This window comes from Streptomyces sp. NPDC007025 (genome assembly GCF_042869455.1).
In the GTDB taxonomy this organism is placed as follows: domain Bacteria; phylum Actinomycetota; class Actinomycetes; order Streptomycetales; family Streptomycetaceae; genus Streptomyces.
Window position 1 is genome coordinate 515,959 of sequence record NZ_JBIAFT010000003.1, and the last position, 23,110, is coordinate 539,068.

Annotated in this window: 17 protein-coding genes and 1 riboswitch; of the genes, 12 read left to right on the forward strand and 5 right to left on the reverse strand. The window is 73.5% G+C overall.

Going from position 1 to position 23,110, the window contains the following annotated elements; translation table 11 throughout:
- The first annotated feature begins 112 nt into the window (after positions 1–112).
- The 4 genes from ACFYMO_RS08700 (at position 113) to ACFYMO_RS08715 (ending at position 4,612) form a co-directional block, all read left to right on the forward strand.
- A complete protein-coding gene (locus ACFYMO_RS08700; protein ID WP_366773994.1) occupies positions 113–1,000 on the forward strand; it encodes a TIGR01777 family oxidoreductase in 888 nt (295 codons plus the stop codon).
- 493 nt (positions 1,001–1,493) lie between these two features.
- Positions 1,494–3,032: an FAD-dependent oxidoreductase gene (locus ACFYMO_RS08705; protein WP_388545178.1), complete on the forward strand. Its 1,539-nt coding sequence runs from the start codon at positions 1,494–1,496 to the stop codon at positions 3,030–3,032.
- Positions 3,033–3,237: 205 nt separating this feature from the next.
- Positions 3,238–3,474, forward strand: a complete 237-nt coding sequence (locus ACFYMO_RS08710; protein ID WP_366774020.1) for a hypothetical protein — start codon at positions 3,238–3,240, stop codon at positions 3,472–3,474.
- Between the two features lie 163 nt (positions 3,475–3,637).
- On the forward strand, positions 3,638–4,612 hold the full coding sequence (locus tag ACFYMO_RS08715; RefSeq protein WP_366773995.1) for a DMT family transporter: 975 nt from the start codon (positions 3,638–3,640) through the stop codon (positions 4,610–4,612).
- On the opposite strand, the gene ACFYMO_RS08720 is transcribed toward ACFYMO_RS08715, so the two are convergent.
- A complete protein-coding gene (locus ACFYMO_RS08720; protein ID WP_366773996.1) occupies positions 4,548–6,767 on the reverse strand; it encodes a germacradienol/geosmin synthase in 2,220 nt (739 codons plus the stop codon). The genes ACFYMO_RS08715 and ACFYMO_RS08720 overlap by 65 nt on opposite strands.
- Before the next feature lie 156 nt (positions 6,768–6,923).
- On the opposite strand from ACFYMO_RS08720, the gene ACFYMO_RS08725 reads away from it, so the two are divergent.
- The 5 genes from ACFYMO_RS08725 (at position 6,924) to ACFYMO_RS08745 (ending at position 12,226) form a co-directional block, all read left to right on the forward strand.
- The gene (locus tag ACFYMO_RS08725; protein ID WP_276475010.1) at positions 6,924–7,655 is read left to right on the forward strand and encodes a hypothetical protein; all 732 of its coding nucleotides are present in this window, start codon (positions 6,924–6,926) and stop codon (positions 7,653–7,655) included.
- Positions 7,656–8,183: 528 nt separating this feature from the next.
- A riboswitch (cobalamin riboswitch) is annotated at positions 8,184–8,365 on the forward strand.
- Positions 8,366–8,576: 211 nt separating this feature from the next.
- Complete coding sequence (locus ACFYMO_RS08730; protein WP_388545251.1) at positions 8,577–9,530, forward strand: ABC transporter substrate-binding protein; 954 nt, start codon at positions 8,577–8,579, stop codon at positions 9,528–9,530.
- Between the two features lie 16 nt (positions 9,531–9,546).
- A complete protein-coding gene (locus ACFYMO_RS08735; RefSeq protein ID WP_388545183.1) occupies positions 9,547–10,587 on the forward strand; it encodes a FecCD family ABC transporter permease in 1,041 nt (346 codons plus the stop codon).
- Positions 10,584–11,426 carry an ABC transporter ATP-binding protein gene (locus ACFYMO_RS08740; RefSeq protein ID WP_366773997.1) on the forward strand — a complete coding sequence of 281 codons (843 nt, stop codon included), beginning with the start codon at positions 10,584–10,586 and terminating at the stop codon, positions 11,424–11,426. The genes ACFYMO_RS08735 and ACFYMO_RS08740 overlap by 4 nt, the downstream gene beginning before the upstream one ends.
- Complete coding sequence (locus tag ACFYMO_RS08745) at positions 11,423–12,226, forward strand: (2Fe-2S)-binding protein (RefSeq protein ID WP_366773998.1); 804 nt, start codon at positions 11,423–11,425, stop codon at positions 12,224–12,226. Before ACFYMO_RS08740 ends, ACFYMO_RS08745 begins: the two co-directional genes overlap by 4 nt.
- A 97-nt stretch (positions 12,227–12,323) precedes the next feature.
- On the opposite strand, the gene thrS is transcribed toward ACFYMO_RS08745, so the two are convergent.
- Positions 12,324–13,622 carry a threonine--tRNA ligase gene (thrS, locus tag ACFYMO_RS08750; protein ID WP_366773999.1) on the reverse strand — a complete coding sequence of 433 codons (1,299 nt, stop codon included), beginning with the start codon at positions 13,620–13,622 and terminating at the stop codon, positions 12,324–12,326.
- A gap of 317 nt (positions 13,623–13,939) precedes the next feature.
- Between thrS and ACFYMO_RS08755 the strand changes: the two genes are divergently transcribed.
- Positions 13,940–15,247 carry a DUF5685 family protein gene (locus ACFYMO_RS08755; protein WP_388545188.1) on the forward strand — a complete coding sequence of 436 codons (1,308 nt, stop codon included), beginning with the start codon at positions 13,940–13,942 and terminating at the stop codon, positions 15,245–15,247.
- Between the two features lie 130 nt (positions 15,248–15,377).
- Complete coding sequence (locus tag ACFYMO_RS08760; protein ID WP_366774001.1) at positions 15,378–16,277, forward strand: DUF1206 domain-containing protein; 900 nt, start codon at positions 15,378–15,380, stop codon at positions 16,275–16,277.
- Between the two features lie 136 nt (positions 16,278–16,413).
- Here the strand turns inward: ACFYMO_RS08760 and ACFYMO_RS08765 are convergent, their stop codons facing one another.
- Positions 16,414–18,633, reverse strand: a complete 2,220-nt coding sequence (locus tag ACFYMO_RS08765) for an NADP-dependent isocitrate dehydrogenase (RefSeq protein ID WP_366774002.1) — start codon at positions 18,631–18,633, stop codon at positions 16,414–16,416.
- Between the two features lie 330 nt (positions 18,634–18,963).
- Positions 18,964–20,409, reverse strand: coding sequence for a glyceraldehyde-3-phosphate dehydrogenase (locus ACFYMO_RS08770; protein WP_366774003.1), 1,446 nt, complete (start codon positions 20,407–20,409; stop codon positions 18,964–18,966).
- A 131-nt stretch (positions 20,410–20,540) separates the two neighbouring features.
- Here ACFYMO_RS08770 and ACFYMO_RS08775 point away from each other — a divergent pair, with 131 nt between their 5' ends.
- On the forward strand, positions 20,541–21,044 hold the full coding sequence (locus ACFYMO_RS08775; protein ID WP_366774023.1) for an NUDIX domain-containing protein: 504 nt from the start codon (positions 20,541–20,543) through the stop codon (positions 21,042–21,044).
- Between the two features lie 122 nt (positions 21,045–21,166).
- On the opposite strand, the gene ACFYMO_RS08780 is transcribed toward ACFYMO_RS08775, so the two are convergent.
- Positions 21,167–22,924, reverse strand: coding sequence for a GAF domain-containing SpoIIE family protein phosphatase (locus ACFYMO_RS08780; protein WP_388545192.1), 1,758 nt, complete (start codon positions 22,922–22,924; stop codon positions 21,167–21,169).
- Positions 22,925–23,110: the final 186 nt, after the last annotated feature.

Consider the following 23,110-nt stretch of genomic DNA (forward strand, 5'->3'; position numbering starts at 1 on the left):
CGGGGCGGCCCGATGGGACCGGGCACGCCGCGGACGCCGTTCACGATCGCCGCCGTACGCGGACTGTGAGCCGCAGCCGACAACGGCCCGGGGCATACGTCAGGATGGGCGCATGCGTATCGCGGTCACCGGATCCAGCGGACTCATCGGCTCGGCGCTCACCCGCTCCCTGCGGGCAGAGGGCCACGACGTACTGCGGCTGGTGCGGCGCCCCGCGGCCGCGGCCGACGAGGTGCGGTGGGACCCGAGAGCGGGCCGGGTGGACACCGCGGGGCTGGCCGGGTGCGAGGCCGTCGTCCATCTGGCGGGCGCCGGCATCGGCGATCACCGCTGGACGGACAGCTACAAGCGCGAGCTGCGCGACAGCCGGGTGCAGGGCACCCGGACCGTCGCCGAGGCGCTGGCCGGACTGGACACCCCGCCCCGCACCCTGATCGTCGGCTCGGCGATCGGCTACTACGGCGACACCGGGGACCGGGCCGTCGACGAGTCCGCCCCGCCCGGCGAGGGGTTCCTGGCGGAGCTGTGCCAGGACTGGGAAGCGGCGGCCGGTGCCGCGCAGGACGCCGGGATCCGCACGGTCCTGGGCCGCACCGGCCTGGTCGTCGCCCGCGGCGGCGGGGCGTGGGGGCGGCTCTTCCCGCTGTTCAAGGCGGGCCTCGGGGGGCGGCTGGGTGACGGGCGGCAGTACTGGAGCCATATCGCCCTGCACGACCATGTGGCGGCGCTGCGGTTCCTGTTGGACGAGGACGCACCGGCCGGCCCGGTGAACCTGACCGCACCGGAACCGGCCACCAACCGCGAGGTGACCGCCGCCATGGGGCACGTACTGCGCCGCCCCACCCCGTTCCCGGTGCCCGCACCCGTCCTGCGGGCCGCCCTGGGCGAGTTCGCCGGGGACGTGCTGGGCAGCCAGCGCGTCCTGCCCCGCCGGTTGCTGGACGCGGGCTTCCGGTTCGCCTTCCCCACGGTCACGGAGGCCATCCGCGCCGCCCTGTGAACCGTCTCCCCTCCGGCGGGGGCCCGGGCGCAGGGCGCCGGAGGAGAGCCGGAATCGGATCCGGGAGCGGTGCGCCACGGCGGTGGACGCCGGGGATGTGCATCCGGGCGCCCCTCGCGCGACGTACCGCACGGACGGCGGCACACGAACGCTCGAACACGGGTATGAGCTGAGCGCGCCGGGGCATCAGGACGGCAGCCGGCGCCCGCAGCAGCACAGGGCCCCACGTACACGGACAGGTCGGAACGCGCCCGCACAGGCGCGGACACCGGCACGCACAGCAGCCGCGGGCAGCACTCGCGGCACACGGATCCGCACACGCACGGACGCGGAGACGCACAGCCGGACACACGCACCGCCGCACCGCCGGACACACGCACCGCCACACAGCAACTGCACGGCCGCACAGCCGCACAGCCGCACAGCACGAGAACAGGCAGCAGCGAGAAGGCAGACCCATCGGCTCGTACGCGCGTCGACGTCGGGAGGAAACGTGCTGATCAGCAGCGCATACGCAGGCACCCGGACCGGGACCGGCGACGAGGAGGTGGAGGGCCGGGGCAGGGCCAGGACCGCGGACGTGGTGATCGTCGGAGCGGGACTGGCCGGACTGGCCGCGGCGCACCGGCTGACCGCCGCGGGGTTGCGCGTCCTGGTCCTGGAGGCGGCGCACCGCGTCGGGGGCCGGTCACGGACCGACCGCGTCCAGGGGTTCCGGCTGGACCGGAGTCCCGGTGTGCTCAGCCTGGACCGGGACGCGGAGGCGCTCACCCGGCTGCCGGCCCTGGAGGGGCTCGCGCTGCGCCCGTTCCCGCCGGGGGCGCTGCTGCACTCGGAGGGCCGCACCCACCGGGTGGCGGCCCGGTCGGCGGAGCGTCGCTTGCCGCCGCAGCGGACAGGCCGTGCGGTGCTGTTCGACCGGCGCACCAGGGGCGCAGGGAGCACTCGGGGCGCACTCACCACCGCACGTGCGCTCACGGGAGCGCGGAGCCGGGCCGACATGTCCGACGCGCTGGGCCTCGTCCGGCTGCGCGCCTCCCTGGACCGGTTCGCCGCGGTACCGCCCCAGGGTCTGCTGTCGCGGCCCGAACTGCCGGCCGGCCAGGCGCTGTCCGCACGCGGGCTGCCGACCCGTCCCGCGGAGACGCTGGTGCGTCCGCTGCTCACCGCGCTGCTGTCGGATCCCGCGCTGACCACCTCCAGCCGGGTCGCCGATCTGACCCTGCGCGGTTTCGCCCGCGGCGGTCTGGGCGTACCGGCAGGCGGTCAGGAAGCCGCCGTGGAGTTGCTGGCCGCCGCGCTGCCGCCGGACTCGATACGCACGGGCGTGCGCGTCACCTCGGTGAGCACGCACGCCGTCCGCACCGCCGAGCACGGCACGTTCGGCTGCGAGGCGGCGCTGGTGGCCACCGGTGCCCGTTCGGCCGCCGCGCTGTTGCCGGGGCTGCGGGTACCGGAGTTCCATCCGGTGACCGTGCTGCACCACGCCGCTCCCGAGCCCCTCCCGCCGGGTGCGGACGGACCGTCGTTCACCGTGTGCGCCGAGCGGGAGGTGGCGGAGCCGGGTCCGGTCAGCCACACCTGGGCGGCCTCGGCGGTGGACCCGTCACGTGCCGCACCGGGCCGGGCACTGCTGACCTCGGTCGTACTGGGCACGCGTGCGAGCGAGCCGGCCGCCGCACTGGACGCGGCCGCCCGCCGCCAACTGGCCCGTGTCTACGGGGTGCCGACGGACCGCTGGGAGCTGCTGGCCGCCTACCACGATCCGGACGCGGTACCGGCGATGCCCGCACCGCACGACCCGCGGCGTCCGGTCCGGGTGCTGTCGGGCCTGTACGTGTGCGGGGAGCACCGGGACACCAGCACACCGCGCGGGGCACTGCGTTCGGCCGAGCGCGCGACGGAGCAGATCCTGCGGGACTTCGGCCGCCCGGCAGCCCCCGGGCAGGGCACGCACGAGTCCGTCGCACCGGGTGCGCGAGAGGCGGCGCGGGAGCCCGTGCGAGAGGCGGCGCAGGAGACCGCCGCATAATCGAACACGAGTCCCGAATTCCCGGGTGACCAGCGGGTTTTGTCGGTGGGGCGGGGTAGGATATGGGGTAGTAATCAGGAAGCGCACCGACGTCTGGAGGAGGCCGTCGATGACTGCTGTCCGTTCCCGAACCCCTCGTTCGCACTCCCGCCCCACGACCCGCACCACCCGCACTGCGATTCCGCAGCAGCAGCCCCTGCCGAAGATGTCCACCCTTCCCGTGCTGCCCAAGAAGCCGCTTCCGGCCGGCCGGCCGCGCGAGTGGTACGAGGCGCACAACCGACGCCTCAAGGCCATGCGGATCGCGATAGCCCTGCTCGACACCGGCGTCCACACCGCCGCGCAGGCCCGGAACCGCACCATCCGTACGACGGCGCACCGCATCGGCGTGCACCCGCCGTCCCTCACCACCTGCCGTCTGGTGCGCTCGCTGCTGCCCTGATCCCGTCCTCCCGCGCCGCCCCGCCCGCACCCTCGGCCGGGCGGGGCGGGACCGGCTCCGCCGCGCCGGAGCCGGGGCGCCGGAAAACCGGTGGCGTCATGAGCATGGGTGCTCTACGGTCCTGACATCACGGTCGGTCAGGCGAACTCATGAAGGAGCCCCCATGGCGGCAGACGCAAGACGCACCGATGCCAAGGCACTGTTGGCGGCCGCCGTCACGGTCGTGCTGTGGGCCTCGTCGTTCGTCTCCATCCGCAGTACCGGTGAACACTTCACCCCCGGTGCACTGGCCCTGGGGCGGCTGGGAGCCGGGGCCCTCGTCCTGTGCGCGGTGCTCCTCGTGCGCCGGGAGGGAATCCCACCGCGCGCCGCCTGGCCCGGCATCATCACCTCCGGACTGCTGTGGTTCGGCGGCTACATGGTCGTCCTCAACTGGGGTGAGCGCCTCGTGGACGCCGGGACGGCCGCCATGCTCGTCAACATCGGCCCCATCCTGATGGCGCTGCTGGGCGGCTGGCTGCTCAAGGAGGGCTTCCCCGCCCGGCTGCTGGCCGGAATGGCGGTCTCCTTCGCGGGTGCCGTCGTGGTCGGCCTGTCCGTCTCCGACGGCGGGGGCTCCTCGCCCCTGGGAGTGGTGCTGTGCGTGCTGGCCGCCGTCGCCTACGCGGTCGGGGTCGTCAGCCAGAAGCCCGCGCTGCGGCACGCCTCCCCGCTCCAGGTCACCGCGTTCAGCTGCCTGATCGGATTCGTCGCCTGCCTGCCGTTCGGCGGGCACCTGGTCTCCGACATGGCGGACGCGCCGCTGTCCGCCACCCTCAACACCGTCTACCTCGGCGTGTTCCCGACCGCGCTGGCCTTCTCCACCTGGGCCTACGCGCTCTCCCGCAGCACCGCGGGCCGGATGGGATCCACCACCTACGTCGTGCCCGTCCTCGTCGTGCTGATGTCCTGGATCGTCCTGGACGAGGTGCCCGGCCCCCTGGCCCTGGGCGGCGGTCTGCTGTGCCTGGCGGGGGTCGCGGTCTCCCGCTCCCGGGGCCGGAGCCCGCGCCCCCCGCAGCCGGTCGCCGCGGCTACCGCGCCGCCAGCCGGGCAGCCGACGTCCCCAGCCCCGTCGGGCCGTCGAACGGCCAGTTAGGAAGGAAGTGGCGGCGCAGATCGGCCTCCCCGTAGCGGCGGCAGTCGCGGTGCCACACCAGGATCCCGGACATCCAGTTCTCCAGCTCCCGCACATAGCCGTCCAGCGCGGCCCGGCTCGCCTCGTCGAGCGCGAAGTCGTCGTAGAGCACAGGGAACTCGTGCGCGGCCACGTGCTGGAACTGCCGCATCCGGGACTTCATCAGGTCGTCGACGATGCGCAGCGCGGTGGGGTAGTCGCAGTCGAAGAAGTTGCGCACGACCAGCACACCGTTGTGCAGCTCGCCCTCGAACTCGATCTCCTTCTGGTAGGAGAAGACGTCGTTGAGCAGGCATGCATAGTCGGCGGCGGCGTTCTCCAGCGACTTCACGGGCCCGCTGCGGTAGACGGCCTCCGGGATCGTGTCCGGCTGGGCCAGCCGGCACAGGCTCATCGTCAGGTCGGAGCCGAAGGTCCTGCGCCGCATCTCGACGTAGTCGACGGGGTCGGGGATGCGGTTGAGCGCCTGGTTGTCCAGCTCCCACAGCCAGCTCTCGGCCATCACCTCGATGGCGGTGCGGAAGCGGCGGCGCTTGGCGGGCGGCATCGGCCCTGCCGTCCTGGCCCACAGGTCGGCCAGCGAGCACTCCAGCGGACTGCCCGGCGGCGGCGCGGACTCCCCGTCGACGGGCATGAAGAGGGAGAGCCTCCGGGTGCACTCCCTGGCGCCCGCCAGGTCCCGGGTGCGGCCGAAGCGGACCGGATAGTAGTCGTCGCCCCAGGTGCCCCAGGCCAGCCAGGCCGAACTCAGGTCGAGTTGGGCGGCTGTCGCATCCGGGTGGATTCCGGCGGCGCACAGCGGCAGGTCGTAGTCCCGGATCAGCTCCTCGTCCCACACCCGGCCGCCCGCCACGTCCGGCTGCGGGCCCAGCAGCCCCGTCCCGTGCGCCCAGGCGACGACCCGCTCCCGGGCGCCGTCCAGATGCGGGCTGAGCCGGTCGGCGAAGGGCATCTCGAACTGCGGCAGCACCGAGGGGCCGGTGCGCTCGTGCGGTACGTGCGCGAAGGAGCGGGCCCGGCGCGCCTGCGCGCGGGGGGCGGGTCGCAGCGTCGCCAACGCCGAGGTGCCCGGCCCCGAGGGGACGAACGGCAGCCGCGCCGGGCGCCCGGCGACCGCTCCCCCGCCGTTCATGTAGCGGCTGGAGCGCATGTGCCACTCGTGGCCGCCCGACTGCCAGTCCTGGAGCCCCTTGACGTAGGCGGCGACATCGGCGCAGGCGGCCGCGTCCAGCCCCGCCTCGGCGCAGAGCGCCGGCAGTTCGGTCAGCGCCGTGTGCTCGAACTGCTGGAGCCGGGAGGTCAGCAGGTCGTTCACGGACTCGGCGGCCTCCTGGGTGGTGCACTCCAGGAACGTCTCCAGCACCAGCACGCCGTTGGACAGTTCGCCCTCGTCGCCGATCTCGCGCTCGTAGGAGAACAGGTCGTTGCGCAGGTGCACGGCGTCGGAGAAGGTGTCGCGCAGCACGCACAAAGGACGGGACGCGGCGACGGCCGCGGGCACCTCGGCGTGCTCGGCGAACTCCACCAGCCCGGCCGACCAGGGAGCGCCGCCGACCTTGCGGCGCATCTCGATGTACTCGACCGGGTTGGGCACCCGGCCGATATTGATGTTGGACAGCTCCCAGAGCGACTCGTTGAGCAGGTTCTCGGTGCTGAGCGCGAACCGCGCACGCCAGTCCGCCGACATCGACGGCACCGTCCTGGCCCACAGGTCGGCCAGCCCCGCCTCGACCGGGTTGGCCGGAGCGGGCGGCTGCGCCGCCGGGTCGTCCTCCAGCGGCATGAACAGCGGCAGCCGGTCCAGGTACGCCTTGCCGCCCGCGCGGTCCTGGGTGCGTTTGAACTCCTCCAGGAAGTGGTCGTCGAAGAAGAAGACCCACACGTACCAGTCCGTGACCAGCGCCAGGTCGTCGGCGGTGGCGTCCGGGTGGGTGTAGGCGCACAGCAGCGCGTAGTCGTGCGCGTCCAGGTCGGCGGTGTCCCAGATCCCGGACCCCTCCAGCATCCCCATCTGCCGTGCCCACTCCCGGGAATGGGTGCGCGCCTGGTCGACGTGCGGGTTGAGACGGGCGGGGTGGGGCACGTAGAAGTCGGGCAGTTCGAAGGGTTGCGACAACGTTCGTCCCTCGGCTCGTCGATTCGGTGCGGAGTCGGCCTACCCGCCCTGGAATGACGAACATCCTTTTTCACCCGGATGTGTGAGGGCCGCTCCGGAGCACCGTCGAACAAAACCTGTGGCTGTGCGCCGAGTCGGGCTGCTAGCTTCGCTTTCGTGGCGAAGCTGAATCAGATCATCGCAGTCGAGAAGGGCGTCAAGTCCAAGGTGGTGCAGGACCTGGCGCAGGCCCAGCACGGGCTGACGAAACCGCAGATGCTCGCGGGTATCTCGCGTACGTACCAGCCCAAGGACGAAGAGGGCGAGCAGCTTCCGCCGGAGTCGACCCGCGTCCAGGTCAAGGCCGAGGATGTACTGAAGGAAACGGCGAAGATCCTCACGCGGCTGTTCGATGTGACGGCCACCAAGGACTGGTCGAACCTCTCGGCCCGCGCGGACGTCACGGTGGACGGCCGCACGGTGCTCTCCGACGTGCCGGTCTCCTACCTGCTGTTCCTGGAGAAGCAGCTGGGCGAACTCGGCTCGTTCCTGCGGAAACTGCCGATCCTGGACGGCGCGGAGGCGTGGGAGATCGACCCCTCCACCGACTGGTGGAAGACGGAGCAGGTCCGCACGGTGCGCACCAAGAAGGTGCCGCGCAACCACGTCAAGGCGGAGGCCACCGAGAAGCACCCGGCCCAGGTCGAGGTCTACTACGAGGACATCCCCGTCGGCTACTGGACCACGGTCAAGTACTCCGGGGCCCTCCCGGCCCGGCGGGTCAACGAACTGCTGGAGCGGCTGGACAAGCTGGCCGCCGCGGTGAAGTTCGCCCGCGAGGAGGCCAACGGCACCGAGGTCGCCGACAAGCGGGCCGGCGAGGCCGTCTTCGGGTACCTGTTCGCCTGACCCCTCGCACCGGTGCCCCGTTCCGGTGCGAGGGTCCCGGCCCTCCGTATCCTGACCGTGCGGCCGTCCGTGTGCCGTCCGCCCGACCGATCCGGGAGAGTGCCCACGACGACCGACACCCCAGACTCCCCGGGCCAGGGGGCCGACGCCCCGTCGGCCCGGGGTGCGCCAGGAGCGCAAAGCTGAAACTGAAGCTGATGTGTGAACCCCCGGCCGCACTGTGTCTCGCAGGCGCCGGTCAGTCTCAACCTCTCGCTCCACGCTCAGCATCGCCGTTCATCGCCCGGCAACCGGGGCGGTGACGACCTCGAGACGCTGGTTCGAACCCAGCCGGCGCATCCACGCTGCGCCGTGGTGGAGTGGCTCCACGCGAGGACATCGCCGAACGATCCGCCCATGAACCGTCAGGGCGTGCGAACGAGCGGCACCCAGGACCCCGGGGCCGGGTAAAGCCCCGGGGTCCCTTCTCCTCTCCCCCTACGCAGGGTTCCGGGGCACTGCCGCGCCCGTCCCCGGCGTCCGGGTGCGTGGTACGTTGCAGCAGCCAGTCAAACCCTTGATCGGGTCAGGGAATCCGGTGCGAATCCGGAGCTGACGCGCAGCGGTGTGGGACTGGGGCGTGCACGAGGCCACTGGGGCGCAGCCCCCGGGAAGGCGCACCGCCCCCGCAGTCCCGAGCCCGAAGACCTGCTGGCGGCCGCGCCCGGACAGCCCCGGCGCGGTACGACGCCGGGCCCCGCGATCGGGCCTCTGACGGAGAAGGATCTGCTGGCCATGCGCCGACCGCGCCGTATCCGCGCCCTCGTGCCGGGCCGTCCCCCGGCAGCCGCCCGCACCCGCTCGGCAGCCGCCGGCCGGCCCGCCCCGCCCCCGCGCCCGCCGCACCGCACCGGCCGCGCGGTCCTCACCTCGCTGCTGCTGATGTCCCTGACCGCCTGCGCCGGAGGATCCGGCGGCGGGGGCGGGGACGCGCGCGGCTCCTCCGCCGAGGGTTTCCCGTACACCGTCACCAACTGCGGGGAGAAGACCACCTTCACCGAGCCGCCGCGCCGGGCGGTGACCATGAACCAGCACGTCACCGAGATCATGCTGGCGCTCGGCCTGCAGGACCGGATGGCCGGCACCGCCTACCTGGACGACCGGATCCTGCCCCGCTACGCGAAGGCCTACCGCGGCATCGACGTGCTGGCGAAGAAGTACCCGTCCAAGGAGACGCTGCTGGGCGCCGCACCGGACTTCGTCTACGGCGGCTACGCCAGCTCCTTCGACAAGACGGAGGGGCGGTCGCGCGCGGCGCTGCGGGAGAGCGGCGTCAGGACCCGGCTCAACCTGGAGTCCTGCACCGAGGACGTGGACATCGAGACGCTGCATCGGGAGTTCCGCGAGGTCGGCCGGATCTTCGGCGTGCCGGAGCGCGCGGCGGCGCTGGCCCGGAAGCAGGACCGGCAACTGGCGGCCACCGCGAAGCGGCTGAAGGGGACGGAGCACACCCGGGTGTTCGTCTACGACAGCGGGGAGAGCTCGGCGTTCACGGCGGGCGGCGCGGGCATCGGGGACGAGATCCTGCGCCGGGCCGGCGCCCGCAACGTCTTCGCCGACCTCGACAAGACGTTCGCCGACGTCTCCTGGGAACAGGTCGTCAAGCGCGAGCCGGACGTCGTGGTGCTCTACGACTACGGCGGGACGACCGTCGCGCAGAAGAAGAAGCGGCTGCTGGAGGATCCCGCGCTGGCGGACGTGCCCGCGATCAAGCACGAGCGGTTCGCCGTGCTGCCGCTCTCCTCGGCGGTGCTGGGCCCGCGGGTGCCCGACGCGGTGGACGCACTGGCCCGGCAGCTGCACCCGGACGACGCCGGTGACGCCGGTGCGCAGTAGCACCCGGAGGACGCGGGTGACGCGCGGTGGCGCCGCGCCGCGCACCGCCGCCGCTCCGCTGCGGTGTGCCCTGGTGTGCGGCGTGCTTGCCGCCGTCCTGGTCGCCGGGGCGCTGGCCGGGCTGGCGCTCGGCGCGGCGCGGATCCCGCTCGCCGACGTGCTGGCGGCCCTGACCGGCCGGGCACAGCCGGGCCCGTTCACCACCATCGTGCTCGATGTGCGGCTGCCGCGGGTGCTGCTGGCCGCCGTCGTCGGCGCCGGACTGGCGCTGGTGGGCGCGGTGCTGCAGGCGCTGGTGCGCAATCCGCTGGCCGATCCGTATCTGCTGGGCATCTCCTCCGGCGCCTCCACGGGCGCCGTCCTGGTCGTCGTCCTGGGCGTCGGGGCCGTCTCGATGCAGGCGGGCGCGTTCGCCGGGGCGCTGCTGGCGATGGTCACGGTCTACGCGATGGCGCGGAGCGGCGCGGCGGTGACGACGGGACGACTGGTGCTGGCCGGAGTCGCGGTGCAGTACATACTCTCCGCGCTGACCAGCCTGGTACTGGTGACCTCGGCGGAGAACGAGCATCTGCGGGCCATCCTCTTCTGGACGCTGGGCGGTCTGGGCCAGGCACGCTGGCACACCCTGCTGCTGCCCGCGCTGGTGCTGGGCGCCGGGCTCGCCCTGCTGCTGGCGCTGGCCAGGCCGCTGGACCTGCTGCTGGTCGGCGAGGAGGGCGCCACCGTGCTGGGGCTGGACACCGGACGCTTCCGCGCGGCCTCGTTCGTCCTGGTCTCCCTGGTGACGGCGGTGCTGGTCACGGTGAGCGGCGCGATCGGCTTCGTCGGACTGATGGTGCCGCACGCGGCGCGGATGGCGGTCGGTGCCGGGCACCGGGCGCTGCTCCCCGTCGCGGCGCTGGGCGGAGCGGCCTTCCTGGTGCTGGCCGATCTGGCGGCGCGCACGGTGGCGGCGCCCGAGGAGATCCCGGTCGGCGTGCTGACGGCCCTCACCGGCGGGCCGTTCTTCCTGTGGCTGCTGCGCCGCACCCGACGCACCGAGGGGGTGATGGGGTGACGGCACCGCACGACCTGGGCGTCGAGGAGGTGTCCTACCGGGCGGCCCAGGGGCGCGTCCTGCTGGACGGGGTGCACCTGCGGGCCGCCCCGGGCGAGACCGTCGGGGTCGTCGGACCGAACGGCAGCGGCAAGACCACCCTGCTGCGGTGCGTCTACGGGACGCTGCGGCCCACCGGCGGCCGGATCACGCTGGGCGGCCACGACGCAGCCGCGCTGAGCGTCAAGGCCCGGGCGAGGCGGGTGGCGGCCGTGCCGCAGGACGCGGGCAGCGGGTTCGGGCTGACCGCGGGCCGGATCGTGGCGATGGGCCGCTCCCCGCACAAACGGTTCTGGGAGGGCGACACCGCAGCGGACGCGGCCCGGGTCGCCGAAGCGCTGGAGCGGACGGGGGCCACCGCGCTGGCCGGGCGGCCCTTCGACGAGCTGTCCGGCGGCGAGCGGCAGCGGGTGCTGGTGGCCCGCGCATTGGTGCAGGACCCCGGACTGCTGGTGCTGGACGAGCCGACCAACCATCTGGACGTGCGCTATCAGTGGGAGTTGCTGGCGCTCGTCCGGGACCTGCCCGCCACCGGTCTGCTGGCGCTGCACGACCTCAACCTCGCCGCGTACTTCTGCGACCGGCTGTACGTGCTGGAGGCGGGCCGGGTCGTGGCGGACGGCACACCCGAGGACGTGCTCACCCCGGAACTGCTGGCCGAGGTGTACGGAGTGCGGGCCCAGGTGCACATGCATCCGGAGACGGGTGCGCCGACGGTGGTGTACCTGCCGCCGCGGGAGCCGCGAGGGGTGCCGGATCCGCGGGGGGCGCAGGAGCCGCGGGAAGGGGCGCGGGGATGACCGGCTCGGACGGGCCCGCCGAGCCGGACGGACTGACGGCGCTGTGCGCCCTGACGGACCTGGCCTCGGCGCACGGCCCCCGCTACCACATGCTGCCGGGCGAGCCGCCTCCGGCGGAGACCGCCGCCGGGGCGTGGCTGCCCGCGGACCGCCTGCTGAGCGCGGACAGCGCCGAACTGGAGCGGCTGCTGGCCGCCGAGTCGCAGAGCAGCGGGCACCGTTCGGCACACGCCGCCGCACTCACCCTGATCGCGGTGTACGCGGGGCGGGTGACGGCCGCGGCAGTGCTCGGCTGGGTGCTCGACGGGCGCGTGTGGGACGTGCGGCCGCGGAACGTCCTGGTGCGGCCCGGCGGCCACGGGATCGCGGGCGTTCGGCTGCGGACCCCGCGGCTGCTTGCGGCGCCCTCCGCCGAACCGGCCGGCACGCTCGCGGCGCTCCACGGGGCCGTGCTGGACTCCCATCTGCTGCCGCTCGCCGCCGCGCTGCGCGGTGCGACCCGTGCCGGACTGCGCCAACTGCACGGCGGAGTGGCCCACGGCTGCGCCACCGCGCTGAGTGCCGCCGCGGCCCGCCCGCCCGAGGAGCTGGCCCGACGCTGGGCGGAGTTCACCGGCCCGCGGCCGGAGCTGGCGCGGCTCGGTGACCTCGCCGAGGTCACCGGCGCCGACGGCGGCCGCCGGCTGCGCTACCTCCGCAACACCTGCTGCCTCTACTACACCAGCGCGGAGGCCGTCCGCTGCGCGAGCTGCTGCCTGACCCCGCGCGCCGACCGGCTCCGCGCCTACGCGGCACGCTGAGCCGGCCCAACGGATGGACGGCCGGAACGGCACTGCCCGACGGACAGGGCCGGGCCGCCGGCATCCGGGGCAAGGGGCAGGGGTCGGGGCCGGGCCGTCACCACAGCTCGGTGCTGTGCCGCTCCACCAGTGCGCCGATCCGCGCGAGGACCTCGTCCGCCGGCAGCGGGTCGAGCCGGCGTCCGTCCCGCAGCCGTACCGCGATCCGTCCGGCGGCGGCCTCCCGGCGGCCGAGCACCACCTGGTAGGAGACCCGGCGGGCCTCCCGTACCCGGGCGCCCAGGCTGCCGTTTCCGGGCGGAGCGAGTTCGGCGCGCAGCCCCGCGGCGGTGCAGCGGCGCACGAACGCCTCGCCCGCGGGCAGTTCCGCTTCGGACACCGGCAGCACGGCGAGCTGGACGGGCGCCAGCCAGGCGGGGAACGCGCCTCCGTGCACCTCGATCAGCTGCGCCACCGCGCGCTCCACGCTGCCGATCACGGCGCGGTGCACCATCACCGGCCGGTGGGCTTTGCCGTCCGCACCGGTGTAGCGCAGATCGAAGCGCTCGGGCTGGTGCAGGTCGACCTGGACGGTGGAGAGGGTGGCCTCCCGGCCCGCCGCGTCGGCGATCTGCACATCGATCTTGGGCCCGTAGAAGGCGGCCTCCCCTTCCGCCGCCTCGTACGGCAGCCCGGCGTCCTCCAGCGCCTCGGTCAGCAGCGCGGTGGCCCGCTGCCACGCGTCCGGGCCGGGCAGCCGGTCGCCGCCCGGCGCGGGGAGCGAGAGCCGGTGGCGGGCCGCCTCGATGCCGAGCGCCCGGTAGGCGTCCCGGATCAGCTCCAGTGCCGCCCGGGCCTCGGCCGCCACCTGGTCGAGGGTGCAGAAGATGTGTGCGTCGTTGAGCTGGATGGCGCGTACCCGGGTGAGTCCGCCGAGTACGCCGGAGCGCTCGGCCCGGTACATGGTGCCGAGTTCGGCCATCCGCAGCGGCAGGTCGCGGTAGCTGTGCGGGCGGGAGCGGTAGATCACCGCGTGGTGCGGGCACAGACTGGGGCGCAGCACCAGCACCTCCCCGGCCCGGTCCCCCGCCCCGTCGTCCGCTTCGTCCGCCGCGGGGTCCCTCTCGGGGTCTCCCTCGGCGATTCCCGCGCGCCGCTCCAGGGGCGGGAACATGTCGTCGGCGTAGTGGTCCCAGTGGCCGGAGAGTTCGTACAGCTCGCGCTTGCCGAGGACGGGCGAGCAGACGTGCCGGTACCCGGCGCGGCGCTCGACGCCGCGGATGTACTCCTCCAGCGCATGCCGGACGGTGGCGCCGTCCGGCAGCCAGTAGGGCAGTCCGGCGCCGATCAGCGGATCGGTGCCGAAGAGCTGCAACTCGCGGCCGAGCGACCGGTGGTCGTGGCGGGCTGCGGTCATGGGGTCCTCCCTCGGGGGCACGGGCCGCGCCCGAGGGGGACGACGAAGCCCCGGGCACTCGGCCCGGGGCTTGACGGGTACGTCGGTCAGCGCGCCGGGACTTCGTCCGGCGTCGTCGTCCTGGCGATCTGTACGGCGCGCTGCTGCATGCAGGCAACGTAGCAGCGCGGGCCGCGTCCGTCCGCCGGATTTCCGGGGCCGGGCCGCCCCGTCCTCGTCCCGCCGTCCGGGGTTCCGGGGGCGCCGGTCCGGGCGGTGGATAGCATCGCGGCACTGCGCGCGGCACCGCGGCAGTCGATCGATGTACGGGGGAGCATGTGTTCGGGATCGTCAGACCGTGCAGGCACCGGTTGCCGGAGGCGCTCAGGGCCGAGTGGACGGCGCATCTGTGCGGCCTCTGCCTCGCCCTGCGCGACGGCCACGGGCAGTTGGCGCGGATCGTGACGAACTATGACGGGCTGCTGGTCTCCGTGCTGACCGACGCGCAGGCGGGGACCGCCGCATCCCGGCGCCGCACCGCGGGACCGTGCCCGCTGCGGGGCATGCGCACCGCCTCGGTCGCCCGGGGTGAGGGCGCGCGGCTGGCGGCTTCGGTGTCCCTGGTCCTCGCCTCGGCGAAGATAAGGGACCACATAACCGACGGGGACGGGGCGCTGCGCCGCCGTCCGCTGGCCGCGGCCGCCCGCCGGACCGCGGCGGGCTGGGACCGGGCCGGTGCCCGTACCGGCGGCGCGCTGGGTTTCGACACGGCGTTGCTGGTCGACGCGGTGGAGCGGCAGACGGACGTGGAGCGCGCCGCGGGCCCCGGCACTCCGCTGGCGACGGTGACCGAGCCGACCGCGACGGCCACCGCGGCGGCCTTCGCGCACACGGCGGCCCTCGCGGGCCGCCCCGGCAACGCGGCCCCGCTCGCCGAGGCGGGCCGCCTGTTCGGACAGCTCGCGCATCTGCTGGACGCGGTCGAGGACCGTGCGGCGGACGCCGCGGAGGGGGCCTGGAATCCGCTCACCGCCACCGGCACCACCCCGGCCGAGGCCCGGAAGGTGTGCGACGAGGCGGCACGCGGCATCCGGCGGGCGTTGCGCGCGGTGGACTTCGCGGACCGAGGGCTGGCGCACGCCCTGCTGGCGCACGAGGTGCCGCGCGCCGTGGACCGCGCGTTCGGCTCGGCGGCGTGCGCGCACTCCGGTGGACCGGCGACGGTCGCGGACCCGCACGGGGACGCCGGCCCACCCCCGCAGCCGTACGGGCAGCAGCAGCCGGGGCGGCCGCCCTACGGTCAGGCACCGCACAACCTCAACGGCCCCGGGAATCCGTTCGCGGGCGGCCACGGCGGCCAAGGCGGCGACGGAGACGGCGGCACCGGCGGCCCGGGCGGCTCGGGCGGCTCGGGAGGCCGCGGGCCGGGGCGGCAGCGGCCGCCGCGCGGCTTCTGGGCGGGCTGCGCGGCCTTCGTCGGCCTGTGCTGCACCTGCCAACTGTGCTGCGCCTCGGAGTACGAGGGTCCCTGGTCCCGCAAGAAGCGGGAGGGGTGCCTGGACTGCGGCGATTGCTGCGACTGCTGTGACTGCTGCGGAAACTGCAACTGTGACGGCTGCGGTTGTGACTGCGGCTGCGACTGCTGAGGGCACTGCCCCCGCTCACCCGCCTCTCCCGCCCGCCGGCCGCGCAGGTCCCGGGCCCGCCCCGGGGAGGAACTGACGCGGTTCCCGTGGCCGTCCGCGGGCACCCGTCAGCGGACGATGGGGAGGATCCATGGACATCACCGTTCCGAGACGCCGCAAGCCGGGCGGCCGTATCCGCGGCCGCGGCAGGCCTGGGAAGCCGGGCGCCGGGAAGGCGACGCGGCAGGCCAGGTCCACGGCGCGGCCGGTGCTGAGCGGCGCGGCGCGGGCCGGGTTCACCGGGCGCGGCGTGACCTACCTGCTGGTCGGGGTACTGGCGGTACAGGTGTCGTTCACCGGCGGGAAGGGCGGCGAACAGGCCGACCGGGGCGGGGCGCTCCAGCAGGTGGCGGAGCAGTCCTTCGGTGGCCTGCTGCTGTGGGCACTGGGCCTCGCGCTGGCCGGGATGGCGCTGTGGCGGCTGTCCGAAGCGGTCTGGGGCGCCGCGGGGCCGGACGGCGACAAGGCGACCAAGCGCCTTGCCTCCGGGGCGCGGGCCGTCTTCTACACGTTCGTCGCGTACTCCGTACTGGCCTTCGCCACGGGTGACAAGGGCAGCGGCAGCGGCGCCTCCGACAAGCGCTCGCGCGATGTGACGGCCGACGCGCTGGGACTGCCCGGAGGGCAGTGGCTGGTGGGCGCCGCGGGCGCCGCGGTGGTGATCGGCGGCGTGGTGCTGGGCGGGCGCGCGGCGCTGCGGAAGTACCACAAGCATCTGCGCACCCACCGGATGTCCGCGCGGCAGCGGAAGCTCGTGGACACCACCGGAGTGGCGGGCGGGCTCGCCCGCGGCCTGGTGTTCGCCGCGGCCGGCGGCTTCCTGATCCGCGCCGCCGTCACCTACGACCCCGAGCGGGCCAAGGGCATGGACGACACCCTGCGCGCCTTCGCCGAGACCCCGGCGGGGCCGTGGCTGCTGGTGGCCGTGGCGGTGGGGCTCGTCCTCTTCGGGCTCTTCTCGTTCGCGGTGGCGCGCTGGCGCAGCACCTGAACCCGGGCCGGACCGGGTGCCCCCGGGGCCGGGCGGGGAATCCGCAGGCCCGGGGACACCCGGCGTCCTCCTCGGAACGCCCGCGGGGCCCGGGAGCGGCGTCGGCCGGTCCCGGGCCCCGTGGGCGCGTACGCGGTCAGCGCAGCACGGCCAGCGCCTCGTTGAAGGTCTTCGACGGACGCATCACGGCCGCCGCCTTCTCCGTCGACGGCTGGTAGTAGCCGCCGATGTCGGCGGGCTCGCCCTGGACGGCCAGCAGCTCGTCGACGATGGCCTGCTCCTGCCCGGCGAGCGTCCCGGCCAGCTCCGCGAACGCCTGGGCCAGCTCCGCGTCCTCGGTCTGCGCCGCCAGCTCCTGCGCCCAGTACAGGGCGAGGTAGAAGTGACTGCCGCGGTTGTCGATGCTGCCGAGCTTGCGGCTGGGCGACTTGTTCTCGTTCAGCAGTGTGCCGGTGGCGCGGTCCAGGGTGTCCGCGAGGATCTGGGCGCGCGCGTTGCCCGTCTTGTGCGCGAGGTGCTCGAAGCTGACGGCCAGCGCGAGGAACTCGCCCAGGCTGTCCCAGCGCAGGTAGTTCTCCTTGACGAGCTGCTGCACGTGCTTGGGCGCCGAGCCGCCCGCGCCCGTCTCGAAGAGCCCGCCACCGTTGATCAGCGGAACGATGGAGAGCATCTTGGCGCTGGTGCCCAGCTCCATGATCGGGAACAGGTCGGTCAGGTAGTCGCGCAGCACGTTGCCGGTGACCGAGATGGTGTTCTCACCGCGGCGGATGCGCTCCAGCGAGAACGTCATCGCGTCGGCCGGGGACATGATCTCGATCCGCAGGCCCTCGGTGTCGTGCAGCGGCAGGTACTCGCGGACCTTGCCGATCAGGTTCCGGTCGTGGGCGCGGGTCTCGTCCAGCCAGAAGACGGCCGGGTCGCCGGTGGCGCGGGCGCGGGTGACGGCCAGCTTGACCCAGTCCTGGATCGGCACGTCCTTGGTCTGGCACATCCGGAAGATGTCGCCCTCACCGACGGCCTGCTCCAGCACCAGCTCGCCCGCGTCGTCGAGCACCCGCACCGTGCCGGTCGCCGGGATCTCGAAGGTCTTGTCGTGGCTGCCGTACTCCTCGGCCTTCTGCGCCATCAGACCGACGTTGGGCACGGAGCCCATGGTGGCCGGGTCGAAGGCGCCGTTGGCCTTGCAGTCCTCGATGACGGCCTGGTAGATGCCCGCGTAGCTGCTGTCGGGGATGACCGCGAGGGCGTCCTGCTCTTGGTCGTCCTTGTTCCACATGTGCCCAGAGGTCCGGATCATCGCGGGCATGGAGGCGTCCACGATGACGTCGCTGGGCACGTGCAGGTTGCTGATGCCGCGGTGCGAGTCGACCATCGCCAGGTCCGGGCCCTGGGCCAGCTCGGCGTCGAAGGACGCCTTGATCTTGTCGCCCTCCGGCAGCGATTCCAGGCCCTTGTAGATGCCGCCCAGACCGTCGTTGGGGGTCAGCCCGGCCGCGGCGAGCTGGTCGCCGTAGGTGGCGAACGTCTTCGGGAAGAAGGCGCGCACGGTGTGACCGAAGATGATCGGGTCGGACACCTTCATCATCGTGGCCTTCAGGTGCACCGAGAACAGCACACCCTCCGCCTTGGCCCGCTCGACCTGCGCGGAGAGGAACTCGCGCAGCGCGGCGACCCGCATCACCGCGGCGTCGACGACCTCGCCGGCCTGCACCGGCACCGACTCGCGCAGCACCGTGGTGGAGCCGTCGTCGCCGTGCAGTTCGATCCGCAGCGAACCGTCCTGGGCCAGCACGGCGGACTTCTCGGTGGAGCGGAAGTCGTCACCGTCCATGTGCGCGACGTTCGTCTTCGAGTCGGCGCGCCAGGCGCCCATGCGGTGCGGGTTGGCCTTGGCGTAGTTCTTGACGGAGGCCGGCGCGCGGCGGTCGGAGTTGCCCTCGCGCAGGACCGGGTTGACGGCGCTGCCCTTGACCTTGTCGTAGCGGGCGCGCACCTCCCGCTCCTCGTCGGTCCGCGGGTCGTCCGGATAGTCCGGCAGCGCGTAGCCCTGCTCCTGCAGCTCGGCGATGGCGGCCTTGAGCTGCGGGATGGACGCCGAGATGTTCGGCAGCTTGATGATGTTGGCCTGCGAGGTCTTGGCCAGTTCGCCGAGCTGCGCCAGCGCGTCCTCGATGCGCTGGTGCTCCTCCAGCCGCTCGGGGAAGCCGGCGATGATCCGGCCGGCCAGGGAGATGTCGCGGCTCTCGACGGCGACGCCGGCCGTCGAGGCGTACGCCTCGACCACGGGCAGGAACGAGTACGTCGCCAGGGCCGGGGCCTCGTCAGTGTGCGTATAGATGATGGTCGAGTCAGTCACCGCTACTCCGCTTCGCGTCTACATCGTCTCGATATCAAGATATCCCGTGACGAGGCGGCGCGGTAAAGCGGCCCGCGCTTGGCCGCGCGGAAGCCGGGCACCCCGGCCGCCACCCGGGGCGCGTCCGGGACGGCACCCACCCGCGGCGCCCGGTCCCGCCGGCGCCGGGGTGCGGGCACGCCCGGCCCGCAGACCGGTGCCCGCAACCCGCACCGGCCCGCGCCGACGGATGTCGGGGCGGGCCGGGGACAGGGCCGATGCCGGAGGCAGGTGCCGGAGCCGGGCGACCGGGGCGGGCCCGGGCGGACCCGCCCCGACTCCGCGGCCGGTTCAGGCCACCGGGGCCGGGAAGGTCGGGTACTCCGCTCCGGAGACGTGCTGGACGACCCGGACGACCTGGCACGAGTAGCCGAACTCGTTGTCGTACCAGAGGTAGAGGATCGCGTTGTCGCCCTCGACCTTGGTGGCGCCTGCGTCGACGATGGAGGCGTGGCGCGAGCCGATGAAATCGTTGGAGACCGCGTCGGGGGCGCTGGTGAAGTCGATCTGGCGCTTGAGCGGCGAGGTCAGCGAGACGTCGCGGAGGTGGTCCAGCACCTCCGCGCGGCTGGTCTCGCGGGCCAGCTGGAGATTGAGGATGGCGATCGAGACGTCCGGCACCGGGACGCGGATCGAACTGCCGGTGATCGTCGCCTCGAGGTCGGGCAGCGCCTTGGCGACGGCCGAGGCGGCGCCGGTCTCGGTGATGACCATGTTGAGCGGCGCCGAACGCCCCCGCCGGTCGGATTTGTGGTAGTTGTCCAGCAGGTTCTGATCGTTGGTGAACGAGTGGACGGTCTCCACGTGACCGCGCAGCACCCCGTACTCGTCCGCCATCGCCTTCAGCGGCGGGACGATCGCGTTGGTGGTGCAGGACGCGCAGGAGATGATCCGCTCGTCCGGCTTGATCATGTCGTGGTTGACACCGTGCACCACGTTGGGCACGTCGCCCTTGCCGGGCGCGGTCAGGATCACCTTGTCGATGCCGGGGCGCAGGTGCTGGGAGAGCCCCTCGCGGTCGCGCCACCTGCCGGTGTTGTCGATCAGGACGGCGTCCTTGATGCCGTACGCCGTGTAGTCCACCGACGTCGGGTCGTCGGAGTAGATGACCTTGATCTCGTTGCCGTTGGCGATGATCGTGCTGTTCGCCTCGTCGACGGTGATGGTGCCCTGGAACTGCCCGTGGATCGAGTCGCGGCGCAGCAGCGAGGCCCGCTTGACCAGGTCCTGGCCGGCGGCCCTGCGGACGACGACTGCGCGCAGCCGCAGGCCGTTGCCGGACCCGGCCTTCTCGATGAGCAGGCGGGCGAGGAGGCGGCCGATGCGGCCGAACCCGTAGAGGACCACGTCCCGGGAAGCCCGGCGCTCGATCTTGTCGGCGCCGGTCGCACCGGCCACGGCCTGCGCCGTGAACTCCGCCACGGACAGGCCGCGGTCGTCGTTCCGGTAGGTCGCGGCGAGCATCCCGATGTCGATCTGGGAGGGGCCGAGGTCGAGCGCGGTGAGCGCCTGGAGGAAGGGCAGCGTCTCGGTGACGGACAGTTCCTCCCCGGCTATCTGCCGCGCGAAGCGGTGGGCCTTGAGGATGCTGATCACCGACTTGTTCACCAGGGAGCGGCTGTGCAGCAGGACGGTGACGTCCCGCTCCCGGTGCAGCTTCCCGATGATCGGGATCATCGATTCCGCGATCTCCTCGCGGTGCTTCCAGTTGGTGAACACGTCGTCGTTGACAGTCACAGATCTATCTTTCGAGCTAGGCGGCGCTCATATGCTAACCCGTCCGCGGGGCGGCCCCGTACGAGTGGCCGGACGAAGGGCGGGGCGGCTGCGGCCGTCCCGCCACCCACACAGAGGGAAGAGAGATGCCGATGCCTCCCACACCGCGGCCCGACGAACCTCCCGTCCTGCCGAGCGCACCCGGGTCCCTGACCCTGCTGGTGGCGGCGGTCCTCGTCCACGATCCGGATACCGGCCGCGTCCTGCTTCTCCAGCGCGGTCCGGGGGCTTCGTTCGCGTCCGGCATGTGGGACCTTCCCGGAGGCAAGGCCGAGCCCGGCGAGCCGGTCACCGGCACCGCGGTGCGCGAACTGTCCGAGGAGACCGGTCTCACCGTCCGGCCGGAGCAGCTGCGCCTCGCACATCTGACCCACGGCGCCCGGAAGGCCGGCCTCCCGCACGGCTTCCTCAGCGTCGTCTTCGCCGCCCGCACCTGGTCCGGCACGCCCGAGAACCGCGAACCGCACAAACACTCCCAGGTGCGCTGGGCCGACCCCCACGCGCTCCCGGAACCGCTGGTGGCCAGCACCGCGACCGCCCTGCGCGGCTGCCTCGACCTCGCCGACGGCCCCGGCATCGCGCTCCGCGGCTGGTGACACCCCGCCGCACGACGGCTCCCCGCGGACGGCGGAGCGCTGCGGCGCCCCGGAGGCGACGCCGCAGCGGCCGGTTCCCGGTGCGGAGCCCGGCCGTCCGGCGGCGGAGCCGGGCTGCCGGGTCACCGCCGGTGGTCCGTCCCCCCGGCCCCATCGGTGACGCGGATCGCGAGGACGGCCATGTCGTCGTGTCCCGGGGAGTTCTTCACCCCCCGGGAGAGCGCCTCCAGGAGCTGCGGCAGGGGACGGTCCCCGTACGCGGAGAGGGTGGACATCGCCCGCCGGATCCCCTCTTCGATGTCGCTGTGCCGGCGTTCCACCAGGCCGTCGGTGTACAGCAGGAGAACGGCGCCCGGCGGGATCTCGTACTCGTGTTCGTAGCGGTCGAGGCCGATCGCGGCGTCGAGCAGCAGGAGGTCATGGTCGTCCAGCGTCGAGACCCGGCCGTCGGGCAGCCGCAGCAGCGGCGGCGGATGCCCGGCGTTGGACATCGTCAGCCGCCACCGGTCGTGGTGCGAGTCCAGCCGGGCGTGCACGGCGGTGGCACCCGGCCCCAGCGGCAGGGCGGCGAAGGCAGCCTCGACCGCCGCCAGCGCGACGGCGGGCGAGCGCTCCGGGTGGCCTAGCGTGGCCTGGCGCAGCATGCTGCGCACCTGCCCCATGACGACGGCGGCCCGCATGTCGTGCCCGATGACATCCCCGATGGACGCCACCAGGCAGGGCTGCCGCCCACCCGGTCCGGGCGGCAGCACGTAGGCGTCGTACCAGTCGCCCCCCACCATGTCCTGGTCCTCGGCGGGCAGGTACAGGGTGGACATCTCCAGACCGGGCACATCCGGCAGTTCGGTGAGCATGGCGGACTGGAGCTGCTGCGCCGTGCTGAGCCGGCTCTCGACGAACCGCATCCGCTCCACGGCCTGGCTCACATATCCCGCGACCGCGGTGAGCACCGCCTCCTCGGTCACACCCAGCGCGTGGGCGCCCGCCCAGGACCAGGTCAGCACCCCGCGGCGGCGGCCCAGCGGGACGCAGAACGCGGAGGCGAGCCCGAGGGCGTCGTACCCCGCCACCGCGTCCGCGCTGTAGCCGGCCTCCAGGGCGGCATGGTCGGGGACGAAGACCGCCTGCTGCTCGCGCATCGCCCGGGCACTGGGGAAACCGGAGTCCACCGCCATGGACGGAACGGCCGCCTCCACCGGCCGCACGTCGTCCGGTTCGACGACGCGCCGCAGCTCCTGACCGTCGGCGAGCAGCAGGCCCACGTAGGACGGCCTGGCGGAGCCGTCGAACAGCTGGCGCAGCCGGCGGACCACGTCCGCCAGATCGCGGGAGCGGGCCAGCTCGACCGACGCGCGGAGCAGGCGCCCGGCATGGTCCCGGTCGCGCCGTACCTGCTCGCTGGCGATCCGCAGCCGCAGCTCGACCGAACAGGCGGCCGCGAGGTCGGCCAGGTCGTGCAGCTCCGGCTCGGTCCACTCGCGGGGCTCGTGATCGATCGCGCACAACGACCCCAGGACGTGTCCGTCGGCGTCCGTCAGCGGCATCCCCGCATAGGCGATCACCTGGAGTTCGGAGACCGCCAGACTGGAACGCGTGAGCGAGTTGAGCCGCGAGTCATTCAGGACGAGCGGCTCGCCACTGCGGACGACATGCTGGCAGAAGGAGCGGTTCAGGGGGGTCTGGCGCCGCCCCGCCCAGGGTTCCGCCAACCCCACCATGCCGGGGAAGACCTGCCGCTCGGTCTCCAGCAGGGACACCAGCGCCACCGGGACGCGGAGGAACCGGGTGACGAGCCGCGCGAACCGGTCCATTCCGGGGTCGGCGGCGGCCGTGAGCCCCGCGAGTCGCAGCGCCTCCGACCTGCCCAGCTCCCCCGTCACAGTCCCTCCACCGATGGCTCGCGGGAGTCCCGGCACCGACCCGACACCCCCACTGCGTACAGCCCGCACCGATGCCGCAACCGTCATCCGCCAAAGCGGATACATGCGGATACAAGTGAATGTATCGCAATCATCGGGCACTGTCGTGCGACGGCCGTGCGCCTGTCACCGGCATGACAGGCCTTC